Genomic DNA, 12705 nt, shown 5'->3' with positions numbered 1-12705 from the left:
CCGCTACACATGGCGCATGACGTGGAATATTCCCAATATCCTGACGCTGTTGCGTCTGTTGGCGGCCCCGGGTGTGGCGGTCATGTTTTTGTATTTTCAGCGGCCTTGGGCCGACTGGTTTGCGCTGATCCTTTTCGTGGTCGCGGCGCTGACGGATTGGATCGACGGCTACCTTGCCCGCGCATGGAAGCAGGAAAGCAAATTCGGCGCGATGCTGGACCCGATTGCCGATAAGGCGATGGTCATCATCGCGCTGCTGGTGATCACCGGATTTTCCGGCATGAACCCTTGGGTCCTGCTGCCCTCCACCTTGATCCTGTTTCGGGAGGTCTTCGTGTCGGGCTTGCGTGAATTCTTGGGCGATACCGCAGGTTTGTTGAAGGTCACGAAGTTGGCCAAATGGAAAACCACCGCGCAGATGACGGCTATTGCGGTGCTTTTCGCCACCGGCTTGTTTGAACATGAGTTCATCGACCGCACCTCCGGCATGGACGACCTTATGGTGGAGGCCATCGTGTCCGGTGCGTCAGATGATCCGCTGGGCCTGAACGGGCTGGCAACCGCCGCGAATGTGACGTTCAAGCTGGGCGTTGTCCTGCTGTGGGTCGCGGCGCTGCTGACGCTCATGACGGGCTGGGACTACCTGCGCAAAGCGATGCCCTTCCTGCGTGAGGAGGCAAAGCCGTGATCAACGTCTTGTACTTCGCATGGGTCCGCGAACGCATCGGCCTGCCGAAAGAGCAGGTTGAAACCGCCGCCACCACCGTCATGGATCTGGTGGAGGAGCTGCGCGCCCGCGAGGAACGCTACGCTTTGGCGTTCTCCGACCTCAGCGCGTTGCGCGTGGCGCTGGATCAAGACCTGTCCGACTTCGACGCCAGCTTGGACGGTGTGCGCGAGGTCGCGTTCTTCCCGCCAATGACGGGCGGCTAGGGATGCGGGTTGTCGTTCAAGAGGCCCCCTTTGACGCGGGTGCAGAGCTGAACGCCTTCGCCAAGGGCGATACCGACATCGGCGCGGTCGTCAGCTTTACCGGCGTGACGCGCGATGTGTCCGGCGGGCTGGCCCGCATGCAGATAGAACACTACCCCGGCATGACCGAACGCGCGCTGACGCAAATCTGCGAAGAGGCATGCGCGCGCTGGGCGCTCGCCGATGTGCTGGTGATCCACCGCTTCGGCACCATGGAGCCGGGCGACAACATCATGATGGTCGCCACCGCGTCGCGTCACCGCGCGGATGCCTTTGCAGCAGCAGATTTCTTGATGGATTATCTAAAGTCGCGCGCGCCCTTCTGGAAGAAGGAAGTCACCGCAGACGGCGCCGATTGGGTCGCCGCAAAAGACAGCGACGAAGACGCGTTGGACCGCTGGTCCTAGGCGCCTTGGTTGGCGCGCTCGATGTAGCCGCGCAGCTCTTCCGCCTCGTGACGCGCATCACGCAACCCGTCCATTGCAGCCCGCAACTCGGCCTCTGTCTGGGATAGTTGGTTGGTCAGTTCGGCTTCGCGTTGTTGCAGGTAAGTGATGGCCTGATCGCGGGTTTCTTCCGCGTCGTGCAGGGCCTTCGCCATTTCATCAAGCTCCGCCACATCCGCTGTCGTTACGCGGCTGAACCGCTGAACCAGCCAGCAGGCGAACCAGCCAGCGCAAAACGCCAGAAAAAGGATAAATGCGGTGGCGATGATGAATTCGGATCTATTCACTAGGTGTCTCGGTTTCTGCTTCGGGCTTGTCTGTGGCTGCCGCACGCGCGTCTGTCAACAGCTTGAACTCGATACGTCGGTTTGCCTCGCGGCCCTCAGCGGTATCATTGTCGGCAATCGGGTCGGTTTCGCCGTAGCCCTTGGCGGTAATGCTGCCCGTTAGAACGCGGCGTCCCTGCAAGGCGGCGCGCACCGCGTCGGCACGTTTCTGGCTCAGCGCGGCGTTCATTTCTTCGCGCCCTTGGCTGTCCGTGTAGCCGCCGATCTCCATGCGAACCCGTTCGCATTGCTTGGCGATCTCGGCGATTTTGTCGATGGTGCGCCCTGCGTCTTCCGTGATCTCGGAAGAGGACGGCTCGAACACAATTTTCGATGCGTTCAGGATCTGGTTGATCCGCGATACGCATTCTTCCGGCGTCGGAATGTTCAACGTGGTGTCCAGCATCACGTCGTAGCGCACGTTGACCTCGAAGTTTTCCGCTTCGCCCAGCTTGTCGGCCAGTGTTCTGGAAATCGTGTCGGATGCGGTTTTCTCACCGCTCACGCCGCGGATTTCCACGTAGTCCTTTTGCACGACCGCGCTGCCGCTTTCTAGGCTGCCCAAAGCTTCCAGCGCCGCCAGCACCCGTACCGACCAGTTTTGCGGCAGGGAGGAATCGTCGCGGGTCGCCAGATAAACGTTGGCCGTGCCAAATTGCGCGCGGGCAAATGATCCGACGATCTGCTCCGTGCTGTCATCGGGAAGGCGGCCGCGGAGTTGCACCAAGCCCTCTGGGCTGCGCGTGGCGACGAACTCAATCGCGGCCTCCGCGCCAGTGCCGTCTACGACGACTTTCTCCGGCAAAACCGCATGCATGGAAAACACATCCGGCAGCGCCGCGTCCACTTCCCCGACCACGCGGTCAAAGGTGCCTTGGCTGGTGGTGTCCAGCGCGACCATGGTGATGTCCGCGTCCGAGAAGGTGAGGGAGCCGCCGCCCATGTCCTTCAATCCCGCCATCGCGACTTCCACCGCTTTGGTCCAGTTCGGCGATGGGACGCCCAGACCGATTGCGCAGTCGGGGCTTTCAATCGTGCCGGTCAGGCTGGCGGCGCGCAGAATGCGGGTCTTGCTGTCTTCCGTATCGGCAGAGCACGCGTCGAAGGACGCTTGGCCCTCCGCATCCAGCGTGAAGCGCAGGGTAAACGGCGTGATCACAGGGCGCGGCGCGGAAATATCCAGAACCAACCGCACGCCGCTTGGCACATTGCGTGCCAGTTGCGCCTCAATGCGGCGCTTGCTTTCAGGGCTGTCGGAAATGGCGGTGATCTCAACTTGGCTCGCAGAGACCGAAATCTTGGATCGCTCCAGATCGCGCAAGGCCTCAATTGAAAACTCCAACGCCTCCACCCAGTTTTCCGGCACGGGGTAGTTGGCGGTCTCCAGCAGGTCGGTGATCTGCGCGCCTTTGGCGATGTCGCCCAACTGCGCGGCGATGCCTTCGCCTTCGTCCATCGGGGGGATCAGGCCGATCAGCGAGACCCCTTCGCCATTGCGCAACATCTCCACAGAGAAGCGCGGCGCTTCAATCCGCTCGCGCGGCTTCACGTCCATATTGTCTACGATTCGGTCAGGGTCGACCACGGTACCCACGGCAGAGACCACACGAAAGCGCGTCGCCTCGTCAGGGGCTTCGCCGCCCAATGCAACCAGCAATCCGTCGGTCGTCACGCTGGTCCAGTCGTGCTGGCCGTCTATCAGCTTGGAGTTTACAACCTCAGCCGAACGCGCCTCAATCCAACCCGCAGCAAGCCACGCGCCGCCCACGGACAGCACAGCAGCGGAACAAAATGCGGCAATTGTCTTTAGTCTCATACGGTTCGTCTACCATTGGAGGTGCGGCAAGGCGCTTGCACCCTCCTAACGGGCGCGGCGCTGTTGTTCAATCACAGCAAGGCCGCAGCGGCAAGAAACAGCGCAAAAACAAGCCCCGCATCTCGGTTGGAGCGGAACAGCCGCATGCACACGGTCCAGTCCTCTGTGTCCAACCGGCGCAGCTGCCAAACCATGTGCCAGCCAAACGCCCATGCGCCACAGAGTGCCAGCGTCAGCACCATGACATTCGCCTCCGGCACCAGCGCCACGATGATGGCAAAGGACAGTAGCGCCACCGACGCTGCCAAAAACAGCCGCAGCCACCAGATGGAGTTGTCCCCGAACAGCCGCGCGGTAGATTTGATGCCGATCAGCGCGTCGTCTTCTTTGTCCTGATGCGCATAGATGGTGTCGTAAAAGAGAGTCCACGCGATCCCCGCAAGGTACAGTACCACGGGGGCAAGGCTCAGTGATCCGGTGTGCGCAGTCCACGCCAGTAACGCGCCCCAGTTGAATGCAACGCCCAAAAATACCTGCGGCCACCATGTGAACCGCTTGGCGAAGGGATAAATAGCAACCGGAAGCAGCGCTAAGACGCCAAGCGCAATAGCGGCGGTGTTAAACGTCAGCAAAATGCACAGTGACACCAGCGCTTGCAGGGTCATCCACACCACAGCGCCTTTGACGCTGACCTGTCCCGACGGCAGCGGGCGCGATTTGGTCCGCGCCACTTGGGCGTCCAGCTTGCGGTCAGAGATGTCGTTCCACGTACATCCCGCCCCGCGCATCAAAAACGCACCCAAGGCGCACCCTGCCATGATCCACAGGTCAAACAGGCCCAATCCCGCAGGGTTCGACGCCGCCGCCAGCAACACGCCCCACCAGCACGGCAACAGCAACAACCATGTCCCGATAGGGCGGTCCGCACGGCTTAGGCGCAGGTAGGGACGGGTGGCGACGGGCGCCCATGTATCAACCCAGTTGCGATCAACCGCATCAATGACTTGGCCCTCTGGCATTTGCCGTGTCTCGGTCATATGTTCAGCCTCATGGAACGCGCAAAAATCAGGTTGTTTGTAGAGCACGCATTAGGGCAGGGCAATTCCGTCCCTATGACGCAGCCGCAGGCGAATTATCTTTTCAACGTCATGCGCCTTGGCGTGGGCGATGTGGTGGCTCTTTTTAACGGGCAAGACGGCGAATGGACCTGCCGCGTGGTGGACGCCGCCAAACGGCGCGGCATGGTCATCTGCGAGACCCAAACCCTGCCCTTGCAAACGCCCCCCGACCTGTGGCTGCTGTTCGCGCCCATCAAAAAGGCCCGTACGGATTTCATCGTGGAGAAAGCCGCCGAAATGGGCGCGTCGATGATCTTTCCCGTGCAAACCGAATACACCAATTCCGACCGCATCCGCCAAGACAAGCTGCAAGCCCACGCCATCGAGGCGGCGGAGCAATGCGGCGGCACCTATGTGCCCGAGGTCGCGAATATCCAAAAGCTATCCGCCATGCTCGATGCATGGCCCGAAGGCCGTCACCTGCTGTTCTGTGACGAATCCATGGTGGGCCAACCCTCCAACCTGAAAGACTTACCGTCTGGCCCGTGGGCCATCGTCATCGGCCCCGAAGGCGGCTTCTCCGACCGTGAACGCGAAATGCTGCGCGATCACCCCAGCAGCCACGCTATCAGCCTCGGCCCCCGCATCCTGCGCGCCGATACCGCCGCCGTTGCGGCGCTGGCCCTGTGGCAAACCACCTTGGGCGACTGGACATGATACGCCCCGAGGTCCGCGATATGTTCTGGCGGTACTTCGAGGTTCTTATCGGCGCGGCCATCACCGTTATGGGGGTGATGATCTTCAACCTGCACGGCCTGTTGTGGCAGGGCATCGGCGGCATCTTTGCAGTGGCAGGGCTTGCGATTGCATGGACCGCATGGCGGCGTGTGCGCCTCACGGCCACAACCCACGACGGCCCCGGCGTGGTGGAGGTGGACGAACGCCAGATCACCTATTTCGCGCCCTTGGGCGGCGGTGCGGTGTCGATCAACGATCTGGCCCGCGTGACCATCCTGACCAACGACCAAGGCCCGTTCGCAGAAGACGTGCATTGGCTGCTGGAGGAAAACGGCGGCTCCCGACTTTTGATCCCGAATTCCGCAGAAGGGGCCGCGCAATTGTTCGATGCGCTCTCCCCGCTCAAGGGCGTTGATTTCGAGGCGGCAATCCGCGCTATGGGATCAACAAGCAATGACAGCTTTGTGATTTGGGCAAAAGAGCCCGCGCGCCTGCATTGACATCCCCCGAAATTCGCCGCACCCCTAAACATCTCAGTAGCCAGACGGAGCCAGCGACATGTCCATTCCTCAATCCGGCGGCGGTCTGATCACCGACCATTCCCAACTCGCGCAATTGCTCGCTGACGGCTGTAAGCCCAAGGAAGACTGGCGCATCGGGACCGAACACGAGAAATTCGGCTACTGCCAAGACACTCACAAACCGCTCCCCTATGAAGGCGAACGCTCCATCCACGCCGTGCTGTCCGGCTTGCGCGACCGCTTCGGCTGGGCGCCCGTGGAAGAAGGCGGCCACCTGATCGGCCTGACCAAAGAGGGCGCGAATGTTTCGCTGGAACCCGGGGGCGCGCTGGAGCTGTCCGGTGCCCCGTTGGAGACCGTCCACCAGACATGTGACGAGGTGAACTCCCATCTGGCAGAGGTCAAATCCGTCTCCGACGAGATCGGCGTGAAATTCATCGGCCTCGGGGCCGCGCCCGAATGGAGCCATGAGGAAATGCCCCTCATGCCCAAGGGCCGCTACAAGCTGATGAACAACTACATGGAAAAAGTCGGCACCATGGGCACCGCCATGATGCGCCGCACTTGCACCGTGCAGGTCAACCTCGACTTCGGGTCAGAGGCCGATATGGTCCAGAAAATGCGCGTCGCGCTGGCGTTGCAGCCGGTGGCGACCGCGCTGTTCGCCAACTCCCCGTTCTTTGAGGGCAAGATCAACGGTCACAAGTCATGGCGCTCGCGCATCTGGCGCGCGCTGGACGCCGACCGCACCGGCATGCTGCCTTTCGTCTTCGATGAGGGCATGGGCTTTGAGGCATGGGCCGAATGGGTGCTCGATGTGCCGATGTACTTCGTCTACCGCGATGGCAAATACATCGACGCGCTGGGCCAGTCCTTCCGGGACTTCCTCAAGGGCGAACTCCCCGCGTTGCCGGGCGAAAAGCCGTTGCTGTCCGATTGGGCCGACCATCTGACCACCGTGTTCCCCGAAGCCCGTATCAAGCAGTTCATGGAAATGCGCGGCGCGGACGGTGGCCCTTGGCGTCGCCTCTGCGCGTTGCCCGCGTTCTGGGTCGGGCTGTGCTACGACCAAACCGCCCTTGATGCGGCGTGGGATGTGGCCAAAGGCTGGGACGCGGAAACCCGCGAGGCATGGCGCGTCGCGGCCTCCGTTGATGGCTTGGCGGCAGAGGTAAACGGCATGAAAATGATCGACCTCGCCCGCGAAGTCGTGACCATCTCCGAGGCAGGCCTGAAAGCCCGCGCCAAACCCGGCGCTGGCGGCTTGGTCCCAGATGAGACCCACTTCCTGAACGCGCTGAAGGAAAGCATCGAGACGGGCCAAACCCCCGCCGATGAATTGCTGGCCAAATACCACGGCGAATGGAACGGCGACCTCAGCCGCATCTACGACGAATACAGCTATTAATCCTTGTCGCGCACCAGCGGCACGCGGGACCGGCCATAGGTTAGCCCCTCCGGTGCGGGGCGGCCCAGCGGGTCATCACCGTATCCGTTCGGGCCTTCGTCCCCGCGCAAAACCGCAAGGATCAGCAGCGCAAGCTGCCCGAAGGGCACGAACCCCAACAGCAGCAGCCACGCGGTCAGCCCTTTGTCGTGCAAGCGACGCACAAAGGCCGACAGAAACGGGAAGAACATCACCACGAAGTAGGCCACAAGCGGCCCGCCCTCACCGTCCCCAAGGCCTTGCGCGGTGGCGATGTAGAGCACCACCAACGCGGCAAGCCCGCCGTAATAGATTGCGGTGAACCACCAGAACTCCGACCGTGATGCGCGCCCCTTCCAGCGGAAGGATTTGGAAATACAGCTGCGAAGCGCTTGGATCGGTCCCAAAGGGTTTACCCTTTCTTAAGCTGGATTTTCTTCTCGGTGCCTCTCAGGATCCGGCGGATGTTGCCTGCGTGGCGCATCCAGATCAGCGCGCCCAGCAGCGCCGCCAGCATCACGTAGTCAGGCAGCCCCAGCAGATGCAACCACAGTGGCATCAGCGCCGCCGCTGCCAAGGCAGCAAGGGACGAAATGCGGAACAGTAGCGCGAAGGCCAGCCATGTCATGCAGGCCGCGAAGCCCGCCACAAACGACAGCGCCAAAAGCGTGCCCAGATAGGTGGCCACGCCCTTGCCGCCGTTGAAATTCAGCCAGACCGGAAAGATGTGCCCGATGAACGCCGCCAGCCCCGCCAATTGCGCCGCGTCCTCGCCCACAAAGTACCGCGCGAGCAGCACCGCAATCCCGCCCTTGCCCGCGTCCAGCAACAGCGTTGCCAAAGCCGCAGACTTCGAGCCGGTGCGCAGCACATTCGTGGCCCCGATGTTGCCAGAGCCGATTTGGCGTAGGTCGCCCAACCCCATGACGCGGGCGATGACCAGCCCGAAAGGGACGGAGCCAAGCAGGTAGGATGCAACGGCCACAAAGATCAGCAGATAGGGCGCGGTAATGATTTCAGGCACGGGCGTAGACCTCCTCGCCGCCAACAAACGTCCGGAGCACGCGACCTTGCATGCGCTGGCCATCAAACGGTGTGTTTTTGGATTTCGACTTCAGGGTTTCGCGGTCCATCACGAAAGGCGCGTCCGGATCGAACAACACCAAATCGGCGGGGGCACCTGCGCTTAGGCGTCCGCCCGCCAGCCCCAGCCGTTTGGCGGGGTTCAGCGACAGGGCGCGCCATAGGGTCGGCAGGTCAATGGCCCCCGCATGCAGCAAGCGCATGGCGGCGGGCAGCAACGTCTCCAAGGCCACCGCGCCGGACGCGGCCTCCTCGAACGGCAGGCGTTTGCTTTCTTCGTCTTGCGGCGTGTGCATGGAGCAGATCACGTCGATCAAGCCGGAGGCCACGGCCTCGACCATGGCGACGCGGTCATCCTCGGAGCGCAGGGGCGGCTTGACCTTGAAGAAGGTGCGGTAGTCGCCCACGTCCAATTCGTTCAGCGTCAGGTGGTGGATAGAGACACCTGCGGTGACGTCCAGACCTTGCGCCTTGGCGCGTTCCAGAACCGGCAGGGACACCGCGCTGGAAATCTGGTCCGCGTGGTAGCGCACGCCCGTCATCTCAACGAGGGCCAGATCGCGTTCCAGCCCCATGCGCTCCGCCATCGGTGACACGGCTGGCAAGCCGCGCAGGGAGGCGAATTTGCCCGACGTTACCGCGCCACCTTTGGACAGCACAGGGTCTTGCGGGTGGCCCATCACCAGCGCCCCGAGGGAGCGCGCGTAGGTCATCGCACGGCTGAGCACCTTATTATCGGCCACGACGTTGTCGCCGTCGGAAAACGCCACCGCGCCCGCATCCATCAAGAAGCCCATCTCGACCATCTCGCGCCCCGCGCGTTCTTTGGTCAGCGCGGCCATCGGCGCGATGCGCACGGGGGCCATCTCTGCCCCGCGCCGCTTGGTGAATTCCAGCGTTTCCGGCGTGTCGATTGTGGGGATGGTGTCGGGGCGTGTGACCATCGTGGTCACGCCGCCTGCCGCCGCCGCCAGCCCTGCGGTGCGGAAGCTTTCCTTGTGCCGCTCACCGGGTTCGCAGACCTTCACGCCGATGTCGATGATGCCAGGGGCAAGGCACTTGCCGCCGCAATCCACGACGTTCCCCGCGGGGAACCTTTTGTCATTCAGATCAACATCTTGCGGTAATATTTCGTTAATCCGCCCGTCCTTGACAAGAACGGAGCCGAAGGTTTCGGTTCCCGCCTCAGGGTCGATCAGTCGCGCGTTGGTCAAAAGCAGATCAGCCATCAGAGAACCCTATGTAATATGCGTAGATCACGGCGGCGGCGATGAACATGGCGACCACCGCCATCAGCGCCAGTCGCGCGCCCAAGCTGCGCTCGGTCGGGGGCGGTGCGGCGGGTGTTAGCACCCCTTGCGCGGCGTCACTTTCAAGCGGGGTGAATTGCGGCGCGGGGGCTTTGCCCTCGGTGAAGGTGGCGACCAGCGTAGCCTTCGCGGACTGCATCAACGTCACCGCACCCCCGCCAAACGCGGCGGAGCGCACCAGCGCCACGTCGGTCTCCAACCCGTCAAGGCGGGCCGCGTCGTCAAAGCTGGGGGTGATATCGTAGCCTTCACGAACCAAGCCGCTTAGCCCCAAGTCGCCCAAGGTATTCGCAGGTACGATTTGTACGTCATCCGGCGATGTGATCTCCACCCCCAACGCCACGCCCAAGGCATCAAGCGTGCCGGTGTGGTCCAGCGTGGCGGACAGGTCAGGGCTGAGCGAGAACACCCGCAGTTTGCCATGTTCGGTGGCGCTTATGGACAGATCAGACATGCGCTACCCCCCGAGCCAGATCATCAGTGCGGTGAACACAAAGATGCCCAGCAACGCGTAGGTCGCGATTTTGCCGGACATGCGTGGGTCTTTGGGGTCTTCACTCATGCCATCACACCCTGTTCTGCCGCTGCTTCGCGCCGTGTGCGCACCAGCAGCTCCATCGCGGCCATGCGGACGGCGACTCCCATCTCGACCTGCTCTTGGATCACGCTGCGGTTGATGTCGTCGGCCAGCACGCCGTCGATCTCCACGCCGCGGTTCATCGGGCCGGGGTGCATGATGATCGCGTCGTCCTTGGCGTAGGACAGCTTCTCTGGGTCCAGCCCGTAGCGGTGGTAATATTCGCGCTCTGACGGGATGAAGCCGCCGTCCATGCGTTCCTTCTGGAGGCGCAGCATCATAACCACGTCGACGTCCTGCAAGCCTTCGCGCATGTCCTCGAACACCTCGACGCCGAATTCCTGCATGCCGGAGGGCATCAGGGTGGGCGGCCCGATCAGGCGCACGCGGTTTTCCATTTTGCCCAAAAGCATAATGTTGGACCGTGCCACGCGGCTGTGCGCGATATCGCCGCAAATGGCGATGGACAGGCGGTGCAGCCGCCCCTTGGCGCGGCGGATGGTCAGCGCATCCAGCAACGCCTGCGTGGGGTGTTCGTGCCGCCCGTCGCCCGCGTTCAACACGGCGCAATTCACCTTCTGGGCCAGCAAATCCACCGCGCCCGAATGCGGGTGGCGCACGACCAGCAGGTCGGGGTGCATGGCGTTCAGCGTCAAGGCGGTGTCGATCAGGGTTTCACCCTTTTTCAGCGATGAGGCCTGCATCGCCATGTTCATCACATCCGCGCCAAGGCGCTTGCCCGCGATCTCGAAACTGGCCTGCGTTCGGGTGGAGTTCTCGAAGAACATGTTGATCTGGGTCAGACCGGCCAGCGTGTTCGTGTGCTTCACGTCGCGGCGGTTCAGGTCGACATATTGGTCGGCCAGATCAAGCAGTGTGGTGATTTCATCGGGGCCAAGATGTTCGATCCCTAGCAGATGCTTCGCGCGGAATGTCATGGGGGCCCTCATGGTAATTTTATCGGGTTATAGGGGCGTGTGCGCAGTCGGGCAAGCACCCTGCGACCGTTATGCCATTGTGGGGGCAGGGCGGCCAGACTAGGTTTAGCCCTATGGAATCGGGACTAGACTTTTACACGGCCAAAGCGCTGTTGGACTGGCATGTGGACCTTGGCGCTGACGAGGCGATCGGGGACCTGCCAATCAACCGCTATGAGGTGCCGAAAGAAGCGCCCAAGATGCCCAAAGCCAAGCCCGCCGAGGCCGCGCCTGTGGCGCAGTTCAAAGGCCCCGAGCCCGTCGAGGTGGCCCGCCAGATGGCGCGCGACGCACAAGACCTTGAAGGGCTGCGCGCGGCCATGGCGGCCTTCACCCATTGCCAACTGAAAAACGGCGCGCGCAATCTGGTGTTTGCGGACGGCACGGCTGGGGCGCGGGTGATGGTCATCGGCGACGCGCCAACCCGCGAGGAAGACCAGCAGGGCAAACCGCTGGTCGGGCCAGCGGGGCAGATGCTGGACGCGATGTTTGGCGCGATCAACCTTGGCCGCGATATCGCTGACGCGCCGATTTATGTCACCAGCGTTTTGCCGTGGCGCGCCTCCCAGACGCGCGACCCGTCGCCGGACGACGTGACGATGATGCTGCCGTTTCTGGAGCGTCACATTGCCTTGGCCAACCCCGACGTGTTGGTGCTGATGGGCAACCAAGCCTGCGAGGCGCTGCTGGGGGTTAAAGGCATCACCAAACTGCGCGGTACGTGGGGCGAGGCGCTGGGCAAACCGGCGTTGCCGATGTTGCACCCCGCATATCTGTTGCGCACCCCGCAAGCCAAACGCGAGGCGTGGGCCGACCTGCTCAGCCTGCAGGCCAAGCTGCGCGGCTAACCCGAAACGTATCACAGGAGACGCCACCATGACCCGCATTGATGAAACGAAAGACTTCGTGCCGGTGCGCATCGCCGTGATGACGGTATCGGACAGCCGCACGGTGGAGGATGACAAATCGGGCACCACCTTGGTGGACCGCTTGCAAGGCGCGGGGCATGTGTTGGCCGACCGCATGATCCTGCGCGACGAGCGCGAGGAGATCGCGGCGCAACTGCGCACGTGGTGCGCCAACCCCGAGATTGACGTGATCCTGACCACCGGCGGCACCGGCCTGACGGGCCGCGACGTGACCGTCGAGGCGCACCGCGACGTCTACGAGAAAGAGATCGAGGCGTTCGGGACCGTGTTTACCATTGTGTCGATGAACAAGATCGGCACCTCTGCCGTGCAAAGCCGCGCCACGGGCGGGGTGTCGAATGGCACCTACCTGTTTGCGCTGCCCGGAAGCCCCGGCGCGTGCAAGGATGCGTGGGACGAGATTTTGGTGATGCAATTGGACTACCGCCACCGCCCTTGCAACTTTGTGGAGATTTTCCCGCGCTTGGACGAGCACAAGCGACGGAAATGACGCGGTCTCACGTTTAAGCAAGGGACATTGGACGTA

At 62.5% G+C, this 12705-nt stretch carries 16 protein-coding genes; 8 read left to right on the top strand and 8 right to left on the bottom strand.

Features of this window, described 5'->3' with window-relative positions:
• The first annotated feature begins 16 nt into the window (after positions 1-16).
• From pgsA to BLW66_RS13180, 3 genes are read left to right on the top strand one after another with little or no spacing between them, the layout of a single operon-like run.
• Positions 17-688, top strand: a complete 672-nt coding sequence (gene pgsA, locus BLW66_RS13190; RefSeq protein WP_089947625.1) for a CDP-diacylglycerol--glycerol-3-phosphate 3-phosphatidyltransferase — start codon at positions 17-19, stop codon at positions 686-688.
• The gene (gene moaD / locus BLW66_RS13185; protein ID WP_170833478.1) at positions 685-933 is read left to right on the top strand and encodes a molybdopterin converting factor subunit 1; all 249 of its coding nucleotides are present in this window, start codon (positions 685-687) and stop codon (positions 931-933) included. Before pgsA ends, moaD begins: the two co-directional genes overlap by 4 nt.
• A gap of 2 nt (positions 934-935) precedes the next feature.
• Complete coding sequence (locus tag BLW66_RS13180) at positions 936-1379, top strand: molybdenum cofactor biosynthesis protein MoaE (protein WP_089947624.1); 444 nt, start codon at positions 936-938, stop codon at positions 1377-1379.
• Here BLW66_RS13180 and BLW66_RS13175 read toward each other — a convergent pair.
• From BLW66_RS13175 to ubiA, 3 genes are all read right to left on the bottom strand, one after another.
• Positions 1376-1705 (bottom strand): hypothetical protein, encoded by a 330-nt coding sequence (locus BLW66_RS13175; protein ID WP_089947623.1) that lies wholly within the window; start codon positions 1703-1705, stop codon positions 1376-1378. The two genes, BLW66_RS13180 and BLW66_RS13175, sit on opposite strands and share 4 nt — an antisense overlap.
• Entirely contained in the window at positions 1698-3560 is a 1863-nt protein-coding gene (locus BLW66_RS13170) for an OmpA family protein (protein WP_089947622.1), read from the bottom strand. Before BLW66_RS13170 ends, BLW66_RS13175 begins: the two co-directional genes overlap by 8 nt.
• A 71-nt stretch (positions 3561-3631) precedes the next feature.
• Positions 3632-4597: a 4-hydroxybenzoate octaprenyltransferase gene (gene ubiA / locus BLW66_RS13165; protein ID WP_089947621.1), complete on the bottom strand. Its 966-nt coding sequence runs from the start codon at positions 4595-4597 to the stop codon at positions 3632-3634.
• Positions 4598-4609: 12 nt separating this feature from the next.
• On the opposite strand from ubiA, the gene BLW66_RS13160 reads away from it, so the two are divergent.
• Genes BLW66_RS13160 through BLW66_RS13150 form a run of 3 tightly spaced genes read left to right on the top strand, consistent with a single transcriptional unit; the run spans position 4610 to position 7285 of the window.
• The gene (locus BLW66_RS13160; RefSeq protein ID WP_089947657.1) at positions 4610-5335 is read left to right on the top strand and encodes a 16S rRNA (uracil(1498)-N(3))-methyltransferase; all 726 of its coding nucleotides are present in this window, start codon (positions 4610-4612) and stop codon (positions 5333-5335) included.
• Positions 5332-5856 (top strand): hypothetical protein, encoded by a 525-nt coding sequence (locus BLW66_RS13155; protein ID WP_089947620.1) that lies wholly within the window; start codon positions 5332-5334, stop codon positions 5854-5856. Before BLW66_RS13160 ends, BLW66_RS13155 begins: the two co-directional genes overlap by 4 nt.
• 58 nt (positions 5857-5914) lie before the next feature.
• Positions 5915-7285 carry a glutamate--cysteine ligase gene (locus tag BLW66_RS13150; protein WP_089947619.1) on the top strand — a complete coding sequence of 457 codons (1371 nt, stop codon included), beginning with the start codon at positions 5915-5917 and terminating at the stop codon, positions 7283-7285.
• Here the strand turns inward: BLW66_RS13150 and BLW66_RS13145 are convergent.
• From BLW66_RS13145 to BLW66_RS13125, 5 genes are all read right to left on the bottom strand, one after another.
• Positions 7282-7710, bottom strand: coding sequence for a DUF805 domain-containing protein (locus BLW66_RS13145; RefSeq protein WP_089947618.1), 429 nt, complete (start codon positions 7708-7710; stop codon positions 7282-7284). The genes BLW66_RS13150 and BLW66_RS13145 overlap by 4 nt on opposite strands.
• A 5-nt stretch (positions 7711-7715) precedes the next feature.
• Entirely contained in the window at positions 7716-8327 is a 612-nt protein-coding gene (plsY, locus tag BLW66_RS13140) for a glycerol-3-phosphate 1-O-acyltransferase PlsY (RefSeq protein WP_244508646.1), read from the bottom strand.
• The gene (gene pyrC, locus BLW66_RS13135; RefSeq protein WP_089947616.1) at positions 8320-9615 is read right to left on the bottom strand and encodes a dihydroorotase; all 1296 of its coding nucleotides are present in this window, start codon (positions 9613-9615) and stop codon (positions 8320-8322) included. Before pyrC ends, plsY begins: the two co-directional genes overlap by 8 nt.
• Positions 9608-10150 (bottom strand): hypothetical protein, encoded by a 543-nt coding sequence (locus BLW66_RS13130; protein WP_089947615.1) that lies wholly within the window; start codon positions 10148-10150, stop codon positions 9608-9610. The genes pyrC and BLW66_RS13130 overlap by 8 nt, the downstream gene beginning before the upstream one ends.
• A gap of 104 nt (positions 10151-10254) precedes the next feature.
• A complete protein-coding gene (locus BLW66_RS13125) occupies positions 10255-11211 on the bottom strand; it encodes an aspartate carbamoyltransferase catalytic subunit (protein WP_089947614.1) in 957 nt (318 codons plus the stop codon).
• A gap of 113 nt (positions 11212-11324) precedes the next feature.
• On the opposite strand from BLW66_RS13125, the gene BLW66_RS13120 reads away from it, so the two are divergent.
• Both BLW66_RS13120 and moaB read left to right on the top strand, forming a co-directional pair.
• Positions 11325-12098 (top strand): uracil-DNA glycosylase, encoded by a 774-nt coding sequence (locus BLW66_RS13120; protein ID WP_089947613.1) that lies wholly within the window; start codon positions 11325-11327, stop codon positions 12096-12098.
• A gap of 28 nt (positions 12099-12126) precedes the next feature.
• Positions 12127-12669, top strand: coding sequence for a molybdenum cofactor biosynthesis protein B (gene moaB, locus BLW66_RS13115; RefSeq protein ID WP_089947612.1), 543 nt, complete (start codon positions 12127-12129; stop codon positions 12667-12669).
• Positions 12670-12705 lie beyond the last annotated feature (36 nt).

This window comes from Litoreibacter albidus, from assembly GCF_900107015.1.
Taxonomy (GTDB): Bacteria; Pseudomonadota; Alphaproteobacteria; order Rhodobacterales; family Rhodobacteraceae; genus Litoreibacter; species Litoreibacter albidus.
This window is presented reverse-complemented; position numbering and strand designations above follow the sequence as displayed.